This window comes from Mycobacterium sp. NGS49 (assembly GCF_059812565.1).
Genome location: NZ_JCALCX010000019.1, coordinates 21,737 through 34,494, shown reverse-complemented (window position 1 = coordinate 34,494; position 12,758 = coordinate 21,737). Strand labels below are relative to the sequence as shown.

Annotated in this window: 16 protein-coding genes, 1 tRNA gene and 1 pseudogene; 9 read left to right on the top strand and 9 right to left on the bottom strand. The window is 67.8% G+C overall.

What is annotated here, in order from left to right:
• Positions 1–10 precede the first annotated feature (10 nt).
• From AC5Y7D_RS20015 to AC5Y7D_RS19995, 5 genes are read left to right on the top strand one after another with little or no spacing between them, the layout of a single operon-like run.
• Entirely contained in the window at positions 11–925 is a 915-nt protein-coding gene (locus AC5Y7D_RS20015; RefSeq protein WP_499927132.1) for an ABC transporter substrate-binding protein, read from the top strand.
• Between the two features lies 1 nt (position 926).
• Positions 927–2,021 carry an ABC transporter ATP-binding protein gene (locus tag AC5Y7D_RS20010; RefSeq protein WP_499926989.1) on the top strand — a complete coding sequence of 365 codons (1,095 nt, stop codon included), beginning with the start codon at positions 927–929 and terminating at the stop codon, positions 2,019–2,021.
• Positions 2,022–2,031: 10 nt separating this feature from the next.
• A complete protein-coding gene (locus tag AC5Y7D_RS20005; RefSeq protein WP_499926987.1) occupies positions 2,032–2,715 on the top strand; it encodes an ABC transporter permease in 684 nt (227 codons plus the stop codon).
• Entirely contained in the window at positions 2,712–3,446 is a 735-nt protein-coding gene (locus AC5Y7D_RS20000) for an ABC transporter permease (RefSeq protein WP_499926985.1), read from the top strand. The genes AC5Y7D_RS20005 and AC5Y7D_RS20000 overlap by 4 nt, the downstream gene beginning before the upstream one ends.
• A 4-nt stretch (positions 3,447–3,450) precedes the next feature.
• The gene (locus AC5Y7D_RS19995) at positions 3,451–4,050 is read left to right on the top strand and encodes a putative glycolipid-binding domain-containing protein (RefSeq protein ID WP_499926984.1); all 600 of its coding nucleotides are present in this window, start codon (positions 3,451–3,453) and stop codon (positions 4,048–4,050) included.
• Here AC5Y7D_RS19995 and AC5Y7D_RS19990 read toward each other — a convergent pair.
• Positions 4,013–4,951 (bottom strand): prephenate dehydrogenase, encoded by a 939-nt coding sequence (locus AC5Y7D_RS19990; RefSeq protein ID WP_499927130.1) that lies wholly within the window; start codon positions 4,949–4,951, stop codon positions 4,013–4,015. The two genes, AC5Y7D_RS19995 and AC5Y7D_RS19990, sit on opposite strands and share 38 nt — an antisense overlap.
• A gap of 112 nt (positions 4,952–5,063) precedes the next feature.
• On the opposite strand from AC5Y7D_RS19990, the gene AC5Y7D_RS19985 reads away from it, so the two are divergent.
• The 3 genes from AC5Y7D_RS19985 to AC5Y7D_RS19975 all read left to right on the top strand — a co-directional run bounded on the left by AC5Y7D_RS19985 (position 5,064) and on the right by AC5Y7D_RS19975 (position 6,159).
• A complete protein-coding gene (locus tag AC5Y7D_RS19985) occupies positions 5,064–5,585 on the top strand; it encodes a tRNA adenosine deaminase-associated protein (protein WP_499926982.1) in 522 nt (173 codons plus the stop codon).
• Positions 5,582–6,043, top strand: a complete 462-nt coding sequence (locus AC5Y7D_RS19980; protein WP_499926980.1) for a nucleoside deaminase — start codon at positions 5,582–5,584, stop codon at positions 6,041–6,043. The genes AC5Y7D_RS19985 and AC5Y7D_RS19980 overlap by 4 nt, the downstream gene beginning before the upstream one ends.
• Before the next feature lie 29 nt (positions 6,044–6,072).
• Positions 6,073–6,159: transfer RNA gene (locus tag AC5Y7D_RS19975), tRNA-Ser, on the top strand.
• A gap of 114 nt (positions 6,160–6,273) precedes the next feature.
• On the opposite strand, the gene AC5Y7D_RS19970 is transcribed toward AC5Y7D_RS19975, so the two are convergent.
• Positions 6,274–7,092, bottom strand: a complete 819-nt coding sequence (locus AC5Y7D_RS19970) for a hypothetical protein (protein ID WP_499926979.1) — start codon at positions 7,090–7,092, stop codon at positions 6,274–6,276.
• 97 nt (positions 7,093–7,189) lie between these two features.
• Here AC5Y7D_RS19970 and AC5Y7D_RS19965 point away from each other — a divergent pair.
• Positions 7,190–7,473: pseudogene (locus AC5Y7D_RS19965) on the top strand (Ig-like domain-containing protein); the annotation flags it as partial.
• A gap of 18 nt (positions 7,474–7,491) precedes the next feature.
• On the opposite strand, the gene AC5Y7D_RS19960 reads toward AC5Y7D_RS19965, so the two are convergent.
• The 7 genes from AC5Y7D_RS19960 to AC5Y7D_RS19930 form a co-directional block, all read right to left on the bottom strand.
• Positions 7,492–8,016, bottom strand: coding sequence for a hemerythrin domain-containing protein (locus AC5Y7D_RS19960; protein ID WP_499926977.1), 525 nt, complete (start codon positions 8,014–8,016; stop codon positions 7,492–7,494).
• A gap of 3 nt (positions 8,017–8,019) precedes the next feature.
• Entirely contained in the window at positions 8,020–8,907 is an 888-nt protein-coding gene (locus AC5Y7D_RS19955) for a ferredoxin family protein (RefSeq protein WP_499926975.1), read from the bottom strand.
• The gene (locus AC5Y7D_RS19950) at positions 8,904–10,139 is read right to left on the bottom strand and encodes a cupin domain-containing protein (RefSeq protein ID WP_499926973.1); all 1,236 of its coding nucleotides are present in this window, start codon (positions 10,137–10,139) and stop codon (positions 8,904–8,906) included. Before AC5Y7D_RS19950 ends, AC5Y7D_RS19955 begins: the two co-directional genes overlap by 4 nt.
• 10 nt (positions 10,140–10,149) lie before the next feature.
• Positions 10,150–10,443 carry a hypothetical protein gene (locus AC5Y7D_RS19945; RefSeq protein ID WP_499926971.1) on the bottom strand — a complete coding sequence of 98 codons (294 nt, stop codon included), beginning with the start codon at positions 10,441–10,443 and terminating at the stop codon, positions 10,150–10,152.
• Positions 10,444–10,619: 176 nt separating this feature from the next.
• Entirely contained in the window at positions 10,620–11,756 is a 1,137-nt protein-coding gene (locus tag AC5Y7D_RS19940; protein WP_499926970.1) for a glycoside hydrolase 5 family protein, read from the bottom strand.
• A gap of 168 nt (positions 11,757–11,924) precedes the next feature.
• Positions 11,925–12,284 carry a hypothetical protein gene (locus AC5Y7D_RS19935; protein WP_499926968.1) on the bottom strand — a complete coding sequence of 120 codons (360 nt, stop codon included), beginning with the start codon at positions 12,282–12,284 and terminating at the stop codon, positions 11,925–11,927.
• Positions 12,285–12,338: 54 nt separating this feature from the next.
• A complete protein-coding gene (locus AC5Y7D_RS19930; protein WP_499926966.1) occupies positions 12,339–12,722 on the bottom strand; it encodes a YbjQ family protein in 384 nt (127 codons plus the stop codon).
• Between the last annotated feature and the right edge of the window lie 36 nt (positions 12,723–12,758).

Below are 12,758 nucleotides of genomic sequence, written 5' to 3'. Positions count from 1 at the left end.
ACGGCGGGCAATGCTCGCCGTTGCCGTGTGGCTGGTCGTGTACCCGGCGGGGGCCTGCGCCAACCCGGACCCGTTCGGGTCCGGCGCCGGCGGTCCGAAGTCCATCGTGGTCGGGTCCGGCGACTTCCCGGAGTCGCAGATCGTCGCCGAGATCTATGCACAGGCATTGCACGCCAACGGCTTCGACGTCGGGCGGAGGATGGGCATCGGCAGTCGCGAGACGTATATTCCGGCGCTCAAAGACCACTCCATCGACCTGGTGCCGGAGTACATCGGCAATCTGCTGCTCTACTTCCAGCCGGACTCCCGGGTGACCGTTCTCGATGCCGTCGAGCTGGCGCTCTACCAACGGCTGCCCGGCGACCTCTCCATCCTCACGCCGTCGCCGGCCTCCGACACCGACACCGTCACCGTCACCGCCGCGACCGCGGCCAGATGGAACCTCAAGACCATCGCCGATCTGGCAGCGCATTCCGCAGAGGTGAAATTCGCCGCGCCGTCGGCGTTCGTGACCCGGCCGGCCGGACTGCCCGGCCTCAAGCAGAAGTACGGGCTGGACATCAGCTCAGCCAACTTCATCACTATCAACGACGGCGGCGGGCCGGTGACGGTGCGGGCACTGGTAGACGGAACGGCGACCGCCGCGAACATCTTCAGCACCTCACCGGCCGTGGTGCAGGAGCACCTGGTGGCACTGGAGGACCCCGAGCACAACTTCCTGGCCGGCAACATTGTGCCGCTGGTGAATTCGCGGAAGAAGTCGGATCGGCTCAAAGATGTGCTGGATGCGGTCTCGGCGAAGCTGACCACCGCAGGCATTGCCGAACTCAACGCCGCCGTCTCGGGCAACGGCGGTGTCGACCCCGATCAGGCGGCCCGGAAATGGGTGCGCGCCAACGGCTTCGACCACCCGATCGAGCCTTGACATGATCACCTTCGACAACGTCAGCAAGGTATTCGCCGGCGGCGCCACGGGTGTCGACCGACTGAGTCTCCATGTCCCCGAGGGCAAGCTGACCGTCTTCGTCGGCTCCTCGGGATGCGGCAAGACCACCGCCCTGCGGATGATCAACCGGATGGTCGACCCGACTTCGGGCACGGTTACCGTGGCCGGCAAGGACGTGTCGACCGTCAACCCGGTGCAGCTGCGCCGCGGCATCGGCTATGTCATCCAGAGCGCGGGTCTGATGCCCCACCAACGGGTTATCGACAACGTCGCGACCGTGCCGGTGCTGCGTGGCCAGTCCCGGCGAGCCGCCCGTACCGCCGCCTATCGGGTACTCGAGCGGGTCGGGTTGAATCCGAAGCTCGCGTCACGCTATCCCGCTCAATTGTCCGGCGGGGAGCAACAGCGCGTCGGCGTAGCCCGGGCGCTGGCCGCAGATCCGCCGATTCTGTTGATGGACGAGGCTTTCTCCGCCGTCGACCCGGTGGTCCGGCACTCACTGCAGAACGAGATCCTGCGGCTGCAAGGCGAACTGCGCAAGACCGTGGTTTTCGTCACGCACGACATCGACGAGGCGCTGCGGCTCGCCGACCGCGTCGCGGTGTTCGGGCCGGGTGGCGTGCTGCAGCAGTACGACGAACCGGCGCGGCTGCTCGCGCGGCCGGCGAACGAATTCGTGGCCAAGTTCCTCGGCCTGGGTCGCGGCTACCGGTGGTTGCAGTTCATCGACGCGACGGGCCTGCCGCTGCATGAGATTCAGACGATCCCCGCGGCCGCGCTGACGAGCACCGCACCGCCCGACGGCTGGGCCCTGGTCGTCGACGACGCCGGCACCGCCACGGGCTGGATCGATGCCGACGGGTTGCGCCGCCACCGCGACGGGGGACCGCTGGCCGAGGCCATGGCGCAGGTCGGTTCGGTGTTCCACATCGACGGCAACCTCAGTCAGGCACTGGATGCGGCGTTGTCGTCGCCGTCGTCGGTGGGTGTGGCCGTGGACGGGACCGGGAAGGTCGTCGGTGGCGTGCTGGCGGTCGATGTGCTGGCCGCGGCTCAAGCACGCAGACGGATCTGAGGCGGGCCTGATGCACTATTTGCTGACGCATCTGGGCACCGCATGGGCGCTCATCGTCATCCACCTGCGGCTGGCGCTGACTCCGGTGGTGATCGGGTTGGCGATCGCGTTGCCGCTCGGGTTGGTGGTGCACCGTGCCCCGTCGCTGCGCCGACTGACGACGGCGATCGCGGGCGTGATCTTCACGATCCCCTCGCTGGCGCTGTTCGTCGTGCTGCCGATGATCATCGGAACCAGGATCCTCGACGAGGCCAACGTGATCGTCGCGCTGAGTGCCTACACCACCGCACTGATGGTCCGGGCGGTCCTGGAAGCTCTGGATGCGGTGCCGGCGCAGGTGCGCGAGGCGGCTACCGCGATCGGCTACGGGCCGTGGGCCCGGACGCTCAAAGTTGAACTCCCGGTGTCCATTCCGGTTCTCGTCGCCGGGCTGCGGGTGGTGGTGGTGACCAACATCGCGATGGTGTCGGTCGGTTCGGTGATCGGGGTCGGTGGCCTGGGCACCTGGTTCACCGCGGGATTCCAGATGAACAAGAGCGAGCAGATCATCGCCGGCATCATCGCGATGTTCACGCTCGCGGTCGTCGTCGACACACTGATCGGCGTTCTCGGCCGGCTCGCCACACCGTGGGAGCGCGCGACACGGGTACCCAGACGCCCGTTCAAGTCCCCGATCGTGGGCGGTGCCCGATGAACTTCATCGAGCGGGCCGTGTCCTTCCTGGCCACCGCGAGCAACTGGACCGGATCCACCGGATTGGCGGCGCGCACCTGCGAGCACCTGCAATACACGGCCCTGGCCGTGGTGGCATCGGCCGTCATCGCCGTCCCCGTCGGGTTGATCATCGGGCACACCGGCCGGGGCCAACTGCTGGTGGTCGGCGCGGTCAACGCGCTACGCGCCTTGCCGACGCTGGGTGTGCTGTTGCTCGGCGTGCTGCTGTGCGGCCTCGGCCTGGGGCCGCCGATCGTAGCGCTGATGCTGCTCGGCATCCCCGCATTGCTGGCCGGTACGTACGCGGGGATCGCCAGTGTCGACCCGCTGGTGGTCGATGCCGCGCGCGCGATGGGAATGGCCGAGCATCAGGTGCTGCTTCGGGTCGAGGTGCGCAACGCGCTGCCGCTGATGCTGGGCGGGCTGCGCAGCGCGACGCTGCAGGTGGTTGCGACCGCCTCGGTGGCGGCGTACGCGAGTTTGGGCGGGTTGGGCCGCTACCTGATCGACGGGATCAAGGAACGCCAGTTTCACATCGCGTTGGTCGGCGCGCTGATGGTGGCGGCGCTGGCGCTGGTCCTGGACGGGCTGCTGGCGGCGGCGGTGTGGGCTGCGGTGCCCGGCAGCGGGCGGCTGAGCAGGCGCAATGGTCGCGGTAATGGTGCAGTTGGGGACAAACCCGCCGCGGTTGACCAAGACGTCTTACGGTAGATACGTGACCGCAGCCCCTTCTGATCCGACCGCAAGCGTCTGGCCGCAGATGCTGACCTGGCGCGCGCAGGACATCTCCCGCATGGAATCTGTACGAATCCAGTTGTCCGGCAAGAGAATCAAGGCCAACGGCCGGATCGTGGCAGCGGCCACCGCAACAAACCCGGCGTTCGGCGCGTTCTACGAACTGCAGACCGACGAGAAGGGTGCCACCAAGCGGTTCGGCTTGACCGTCACCCTGGCCGAGCGGGAGCGCCAGCTCGCCATCGCCCGTGACGAGGAGAACATGTGGTTGATCACCGATCACCAGGGCGAGCGGCGGTCGGGATACAACGGCGCCCTGGACGTCGACCTGGTGTTCAGCCCGTTCTTCAACGCGCTGCCCATCCGGCGGCTGGGCATCCACGAGCGGGCGGACTCGATCGTGCTGCCGATGGTCTACGTGAATGTGCCGGAGATGACCGTCGATGCGGCCACCGTGAGCTACACCAGCGAAGGCCGGCTGGACGGGATCAAGCTGCGGTCGCCGGTGGCTGACACCACCGTGACCGTGGACGTCGACGGATTCATCGTCGACTATCCAGGGTTGGCAGAGCGGATCTGATCACGCTGCCGGCCCGGCCGGCCGCGGCCAGCTGCTGGCGCCATCCGTCCGCGCCGACGGCGACGGCGACGACGTCCGAACGCGGAAAACTCTCGTAGCGGACGCGGGCTGCGTGACCCTGGTCGACGAGGTCGGCCACCGAACCGTTGTGTGCCAGCGAATCGCGCGCGCGGGCGAGGAGTTCGATGACCCGGTCGGCGGCCGGCACCAGCTGGCTGGTGTTGGCCTCGCACATCGCGCGCACCAGCTCCGGGGCCGTGCCGGCTACCCGGGTGGCGTCCCGGAAAGAGCCGGCGGCCAGCGCAAACGCCAGCGGGACCTCGGCCGCGGTGATGGCCAGCGCCTCGGCGAGCAGGTGCGGCAGGTGCGATATGGCCGCGGCCGCGGCGTCGTGCTCGTCTGATTTGGCGGGTACCACCACTGCGCCGCAGTCCAAGGCCAGTTCCGTCACCATCGACCACACCTGGGGGTCGACGTGGTCGTCCACGCTGACGACCCAGGGCGCCCGGTTGAACAAACCGCCGTGGCCGGCCGCCCACCCTGAATGAGCGGTGCCGGTCATCGGATGTCCGCCGACGAAGCGCGCCAGCAGGCCGGCCGTGACAACCTCGTCGAGCACCGCCTTCTTGACGCTGGTGACGTCGGTCAGCGGACAGTCGGGGGCCGCGTCGCTGATGTGCGCCAGCATGCTCTGCAGCGCCGGCATGGGCACGGCCAGCACGATCAGCGCGTCGCAGGCGGCGGCCCGGGCCAGGGTGTCGTTGAGATCGAGAGACGCATCGAATCCTTCCGACTGCGCGCCCTGAACACCCTCCACCGAGCGGTTGTAGCCGAACACCTCGCGGCCCGCCCCGGCGGCGGCTCGCATGATCGAACCGCCGATCAGACCCAGCCCCAGCACGCATACCGGTGTCTTCCCCACCGTCCAAGGTTGGCACAGTTCGGCGCGCAACGGGTCGCCCGGTATGGCTTCATCTGGCCACCGGCCAGGTCAGGGACTAGCGTAGGCGGCCATGGGAGCACAACGGGCTTCAGCAACAGGCCCGTCCACCGACACCCCCGACGGCTTCGGCGTCGCGGTCGTACGCGAAGAGGGTAAGTGGCGCTGTGCGCCAATGGGCCCGAAAGCGCTGACCAGTTTGTCGGCCGCCGAGACTGAACTGCGGGAGCTGCGCAGTGCGGGCGCCGTATTCGGGCTGTTGGACGTCGACGACGAGTTCTTCGTCATCGTGCGCCCGGCGCCTTCGGGAACCAAGTTGCTGCTCTCGGATGCCACCGCCGCGCTGGATTACGACATTGCGGCTGAGGTTCTGGACAACCTGGATGCCGAAATCGACCCCGAAGACCTCGAGGACGCCGAGCCTTTCGAGGAAGGCGACCTCGGGTTGCTGTCCGACATCGGGCTGCCGGAGGCGGTGCTGGGCGTCATTCTCGATGAGAGCGACCTGTACGCCGACGAGCAGATCGGCCGTATCGCCCGCGAAATGGGTTTCGCCGAGCAGTTGTCGGCGGTGATTGACCGTCTCGCTCGGTGAGTGCGTCTGACGAGGAGCTGATCCGCGCCGCGCTGGCGGTCGCCGCGACCGCCGGGCCCCGCGATGTGCCGATCGGCGCCATCGTCGTCGGTCCCGACGGCACCGAGCTGGCCGGCGCGGTCAATGCCCGCGAAGCCGACGGCGATCCCACCGCTCACGCGGAAATTCTGGCCTTGCGGGCGGCTGCCCGCGTGCTGGGCGACGGATGGCGGCTGGAAGGAGCGACGCTGGCGGTGACCGTCGAACCGTGCACCATGTGCGCCGGGGCGCTGGTGCTGGCCCGGGTGGCCCGGCTGGTGTTCGGCGCCTGGGAACCCAAGACCGGGGCGGTCGGCTCGCTGTGGGATGTGGTGCGCGACCGCCGGCTCAATCATCGGCCCGAAGTTCGCGGCGGCGTGCTGGCCGCGCAGTGCGCCGCGCCCTTGGCAGAGTTCTTCGCCCGGCAGCGATTGGGGTGAGACGCGGTTGGTTGGGTAAGCTGCTCGGCGGTGGCGTGTCCGAGCGGCCTAAGGAGCACGCCTCGAAAGCGTGTGACGGCTAAAACCGTCCGAGGGTTCAAATCCCTCCGCCACCGCAAATGTGATGTCTCAAGGCATCGGAATAGTCCGAACCCTCGTTTTTAGGGTTCGGGCTTCTTTTTGGGGCGTGTGGCGGGGTGTTGGTGCTCCCTGGTGGGGTCCCGCGCCCGCTACGTCCGTTTGAGGTGGGCCTTGGCCTGCTTTAGCGCCTGCGCAGCATCGCGGACGGCTTGGCGCGCCTTCTTGTAGTTGCTCTCAGCGTTGGCGACCGCGCGTTCTGCCTTGCTCAGGGCTGCCGCTGCCTCGTCACGGTGCGAACGGGCCGCGTCACGTTCGGCCCGCCGGTCGGACAGCACGCTGTCGGCCTGCGCCGCTGCCTGCTCGGCTGCGGCTACCGCTGCCGTCAACCGTTCGCGCTCCCGCGTGTCGGCCTGTGCTTCCTGCTCGCGTTGCGGCTCTGTCGACGACCGGGATCGTGTGGCCGCCGGCGCGGTCGGCTTGGTGGTCGCTGACACCGCCGCACTGGCGCCGAAGTCGCCGAAGCCCGACCAACGTTCGGCCTTGGCCAGGCGACCGAGGCGCGCTCTCACTTCGGGGTCGGCGATCGCGGCCTGCAACGTGCCCACGATGTCGTCGCGCAGCGTCGACGACGGGTTCTTCACCTCGGCCGCATCGAGTGCGGCTTCGGTGAGTTGGTTGATCAGCTGGTGTTGCCGGGCGGACAACTCCCGGATCTGCGCCCCGTCCATCGCGGCGTGCGCGGTGCGCAGGCTGTCACCCAGCTCAGCCAGGCGGGTCTGTGCCTCCGGGTGCCCGATCGTCAGCCGGTTGACAATCCACGCAGCTGTGGTGGGTTTGCGGGCTGCTGAAATCCGTTTGGCCGCAGCGTTATCTCCCCGCTTTTTGGCCGCTGCCGATAACTTCTTCCGTTCGGCGGTGAACGTTTCCGGAGGGGCCCAGTACAGGGCATCTAGCTCGTCGTCGTCCATAACGCCCATGATCCCTCGCGTTCGGGTGAGCAACGCAATGGTTTGAAGCCCATGGCCGTTGGCTAACTGGCTCGGTGATGAAAGCCAACATGATCCCCGGCCGGCGCCGCCGGCACGGGTGACGATTACGCCGAGTCCGGACGCGCATGATGTTCAGCCGGCGACGCCGGCGTCATGACACCGGACAGCACCGTGTGGGAACCGGTCGGTCCGCTGGGCTACGCACACACCTACACCCTCACCGTCTAAAGCCGAGGGCCCAACGGCGTTGAGAGCTCGCAAGTTTCGTCCTTCTCCACGGTGCGGCCGTCGAACCAGACCAAGGTGTCGTTCACCATGACGTCAGAGGCCACGTTGCGGGAAGGCGGTCGAATTGGCTTGATCCCGTACCTGGGTTTCTCACGAATGGCGATCGATGTAGTCCGCGGCGTCTTTGTCGCGGTTGTCGACTCCTTTGGTCGCATCGCGCTCGGCATGGAACCGCATCCAGCGCATGGCCAGCTCGTTCCTGAGCTCAAGGGACGCACTCTTGATGAAGTCCGGCATCGCTTCTCGCTCTTCTTCGTCGAGATGTTTGCCGTTTTCCCGGCGTGCGTCGATTACCGCCGCGAACCACTCTGGGCTGCTCGGCTCGTGCAGGCGGGACCGACGGACGGCGTCGCGAATCGCATTGTGATCGGTGATGGCGTCTTCGGTCTCGTCGTCTGGATCCCCTTCGGGATTGCCGGGATGGTCGCGCCCGCCGTGCTGCAACAGTGCCGGGTAGAAGACGGCCTCCTCGGCTTCGGCATGAAGGTCGAGGCGGGTGCTGAGGACGTCCCAGATCGCTGCCAGATCGCCGTGTAATTCGGCCTCGTCGAGGCGGAAGAACTGACGACGAATCCAGTCGTGATCGGCGTAGATGAGATCAATGATGTCCGCCATGGTTCACCGCGACCTGAGGGACACCAGGACGTACGTGCGCACCGAGCCGAGGACGGAGGAGCGGCACATGGAGAGCAGCGGCTCGGACATCTTCTCGGCAACGACGACTTCGAGAGGACCCGGTTTCGCCGCGAGCTCGATGTGGATCCCGTCCTCGCGGTGCTCGATGCTCAACGGCGACAAGGCGCCGATGCGGTCTTCGCCGGTTGATTCCCGGGCGAAGTGCTGCGCGGCCTGGACCGCGTGCGGCAGGCAGGTGCGGCCGCGCAGATACCGGTGGTCCAGCCGACCGTCGAGATACAACCGCACCAGACCCGCGGAGTCGGTTGAGTCGACCCGTCCGTAGCACAGGCCCTCGGGCAACACCAGCATCGTCGCCGCGAACCGGTCGCCGCCCAAATGCGAGCATTCCCAAACGAACTCGGGATACTGCGACGCGATTGCTGCCGCCGCGGCGCGGCCTCGCACGGCGCAGCACTGGTCGTGTTTGCCGTGCGCACACACCGCTACCAGTGGTCCGGCGCTCACGTCACCGTCTGAGCCATCCAGCGCGATGTCAAGGTATTCGCGAGGTTCGTTCACCTCTCCGGTGTAGAGCGTCTCGCTGCCCTCGTCGCACTGCGCGATGAACCATCGCCAACGCGGTGTCGCGGGACGGCGTCCCGGGCGGCGTATCGCAGCGACCCGCATGCCCGCGGTCTCGATGCGGCGGCAGATGTTGCGTCCTAGGGCGCGGTCGATGATCGCCGGTGAGTCGAGAAATGCCGACGGCCCCCACCCGCCGCTCAGTTCGAGCATTGCCCACGCGTGTCCCGCGGAGGCCGTGCCGTAGACGGGGTCATCTCGCAGCAGCGATTGGTCGCTGCACGGGCTCACCTTGGTGGCGGTCATTCGTCCTCCGGCGCCGTCGCAGCGGGGTGCTCGGCCGGTATCACGACCGCCTCGCGTAACAGCCGGCGAATCAACACGGTCGAGTCTGCGCGGTCGAGGCCGGGCAGGGTGTCGGCATCGGCGGTGAGCCCGCGATGAAGTGCCTCTATCGCCGGCGCGCACGACTCCGGAAAGGTCATGGTCCGGTCCGGCAGCCGTAGGACGACGCGGCCGTCGTCGACCCGCGGTGCGCCGACGAGTCCGTGGCGCCATCGAACGGAGATCGAGCCGGCCGCCTCGGCGGCGTCCAGTGTTTCCAGCACACGGACCGCGGCAGGCCGGGTGTCCTTGGCGTGCCGGTCGCACAACCGCGCTGCGGCTCCGTCGCAGAGCTCCGCGGCGCGGTCCCGCACGGCATCGACCAGTTGCGCCATGACCTTGCCCGTCGTCGCTGCCATTTCGTCGCGGTTGCCGGCGTCGATGCCCAACGGCAGCGGCCTTCGGAACTCACCGTCCGCGGCGAGGGTGTCAACGACCGCACGAACCACGTCCAGATAGGTCAGGGCGGACACCCCGATGGTCAGGTGGATCGAGGTGGTTGCCAAGGATCGAGCGGAATGCACCCACCCGCGGGGCAGGTACAAGGCGTCGCCGGCGGACAGGACGGTGTCGATGACCGGTTCGTCGTCGAGCCGCGCGGCGATGGCGTCCCGGTGCCCGGTCCATGGTTGCGTAGGCAGCGGGTGCTGGTGCACCGGCTCGTGCACCGTCCAGCGCTTCTCACCCGACGTCTGCAGGATGAACACGTCGTGGACGTCGTAGTGCGGGTCGAATCCGCGGCTGCCGGGCGGGGTCACGTAAGCGTTGGCCTGCACCGGGTGACCCACGTCGTCGACCATGGACCGGACGAAGTTGATCAGGGGCGGCCACAACCGATGCAACCCCTGAAGCACGATGGTCGCACCGGAGGCGAACTCCGCCAGCACCTTGGCCGAATCCACCTGGTCCGGCATCTCTGCACCGAAGCCGGCCGGACCGGTGTAGCAGTCCCGGGCGAGGACGTCGCCGGCCCTGGCCATGCGGATAAACGGTGCTCGCACCCCGCGCTCGGCGATCAACTCGTCGACCGCGGACGGTGACAGCAGGTCGGCGAAGTCGCGGGGCAGCGCCTCAGCGCGGCTGAGTAGGGGGCGCCGGCCCCAATACTGGGTTGCGAACAACCCAGCATCGGTGGCTGTGCAGCGACTCAGCATCAAGAAGCGGTCACGCGGTACCGTCGGCGCCGCCGTCGTGGCCCTCGGGGTTGGAGCCGCCGTCGGCCTGGCCTTCGCCGCCGGTTTCGCTTTCGGATCCTTTGCTCGCGGTTCCGTCGGCGCCGCCGTCGTGGCCTTCGGGGTTGGAGCCGCCGTCGGCCGTGCCTTCTCCACCGCCGCCCGTTGTGGTGATGTCGTCATCGTCGAGTGCCATGATGATCCCTTCTCGTTCGTTCCGGAATGCCGGCCAGTTGATGTCCGCGCGGCGCTGCGGTATCAGCGACCACGCGTCAAGGGTGTTCACCCGTGGAGCCTCGGCCAAACGCATCAGCCTGGTGATGCGTCGACGAAACGGTGCGAGGCCGCGAAGGGGCCAAGAAGTCAGTGCCGCGCGTGCCGGCCGGGCCGCGGGACTGCACGAGCTTCGGTTTTCGAACCGCATACCAGCGACGGGCCCCGTGGACCTGCCGGGCTGAAGTGTCAATCCCGGTCCCGCCCGGTGGCCAGCTTGCGGATCGTCTGCATCTCGCCGTCCGCAAACGGACGTCCGTCGGGTTGCAGCAAGTCGGCGAACCATTGCTTGGGCGGTGCGGTGGCCGGGTGGTCCCAGGAGCTCCACGGGAAATAGGTCTGCGTCTTGCCGGCGACCAGTCCCCAGTTGAACGCGCCGACGTTGTGGCGCCTGGCGACCGGCAGCACGCCTTCCACCGTGCTGCCAAGTGAGCGTGCGAGGTATTCGGTGCAGATGATCGGCCGCCCGAGTGGCGACAGTTCCTCGATGCGGCCCTCGAACTCGCCCGGCGGGGCGTAGCTGTGGAAGGTGATCACGTCGGCGTTGTCGAGCTGGATGCCGGCGATGGCGCTGCGCCGGCCCGGATCGCCCCAGTTGCCTTGCCAGACGCCACTCGTCAGAGGCTGGGCGGGATCGACCGCCCGTGCCCAGCGAAAGACCTGCGGCAGTAGGGTCGCCACCCGCTCCAGCTTGTCCTTGCGTTCCACCTTCCGGTACTCGCGGGCGGGGTTGTCGGGCTCGTTCCACAGGTCCCAGCCCAGCACGCGGTCGTCGCTGCGGAACTGGCTCAACACACCGGTGACGTACTCGTACATGATGCTCAGGTAGCGGCGGTCGTCGATGTGTTCGGCGCCCGGCCCTTGCACCCATCCGGAGTTGTGTACGCCTGGTCTGGGCGCGCGCTGCCGGCCTATCCGCGGGAAGGGGTCCCAACAGGAGTCGAACAGCACAAAGAGCGGCTTGATGCCGTGGCGCGCGGCGATCCCGACGAATTGGGCAAGCCGGCCCTGGAAGCCGGCGCGGTCCTGCGCCCACAGTTGGTCGTGCAGGAAGACCCGCACCGAGTTGAACCCGTGAAAGCGGGCCGCCCCCAGCTCATTGTCTATGCGCCGCGGGTCGTAGGTGCCGACCTGGAACATCTCGAGTTGATTGATGGCCGTCGAGGTGACGTAGTTGACGCCGACGAGCCAGCCCTGCGCCTGATACCAGTTGTGTGCCCGGTCGGCCGGCCACCGGCCCGCCTCGGCGGACGCGCGCGGCGGCCGGGTCAGGGCCGTACCGGCTGCCAGCGCCAGTGGCAGCTTCAGAGCGGTTCGACGGTGCACCACGCGACGGTAATTTCCGGGGGTGCGCCGGGCGCCGCGGCATACCGGCCCGCGACAATTTGAGGGTGGGAATTGTTATTCCGCCGTCACTTCGGGGAACCGAGCGCCCGCCCAGCGTCCGTGATTGTCGGCCATCTGAGCCCCCGGGCGGTGTTCATGGGTTTCCGTTCAACCGCTGACGATCAGTGGAAGCGAGATCATGCCCGCCCCGCCGCTCACCACCAGAACCCAGCGGCCGTCGACGGGCAGGGTCACCTCGATCGGGAAAATCGCGAAGCCGAGTTCGGCGGTGGTAGCGGCCTCGGGCAACTCGAACTCGATGGTCAGCGGCTCGTCGTCGGTCGGCGGCCGGATCTCCACGCCGATTCGCCGCTCCGCACTGCCCGTCTCCGACTGAGTCAGCACCACGAGCAGGAACTGGGCCAGCCGATCGGCCTCCACGGCGAATCTGAGCAGCACACCCCCGGAAACGCTGAGTTTGTTGTCTACCGCCGACGCAGCTTCGGCCAGAAACGCCCCCACTATCACCTGGCTGAACCTACCGCTCCGCTCGGACGTAAGCACGGCCGAGGGGCCAGCCGGCTATTGCGCAGGCTGTGGCGCGCCACCGTACCCCAGCTGAGAGGCGGTGTAGCGGGCACCGTCGGTGACCGGCACGGCCTGCACCGCCGTGCCGTAGGCGCAGATCTCGGTCCACACGTCGCCGAGCTCAGTGGTGTCGAAGCGCATCCCGATGATCACGTTGCCGCCTTTGGCGCGTGCCTCGTTGATCAGCCGGGCCATCGCCTCGTTGCGGCTCTCGGCCAGGTTCTTGGTCATGCCCTGCAGTTCGCCGCCGAACATCGACTTGAACCCGGCGCCGAACTGCGCGAAGGCATTTCGAGACCGAACGGTGAGTCCGAAGACTTCTCCACACACGCGCTGGATCTCCCAGCCGGGGATGTCATTGGTAGTGACGACGAGCACCGGACACGCCTTTCTGCCGAGCTGAACGGGGGTGTT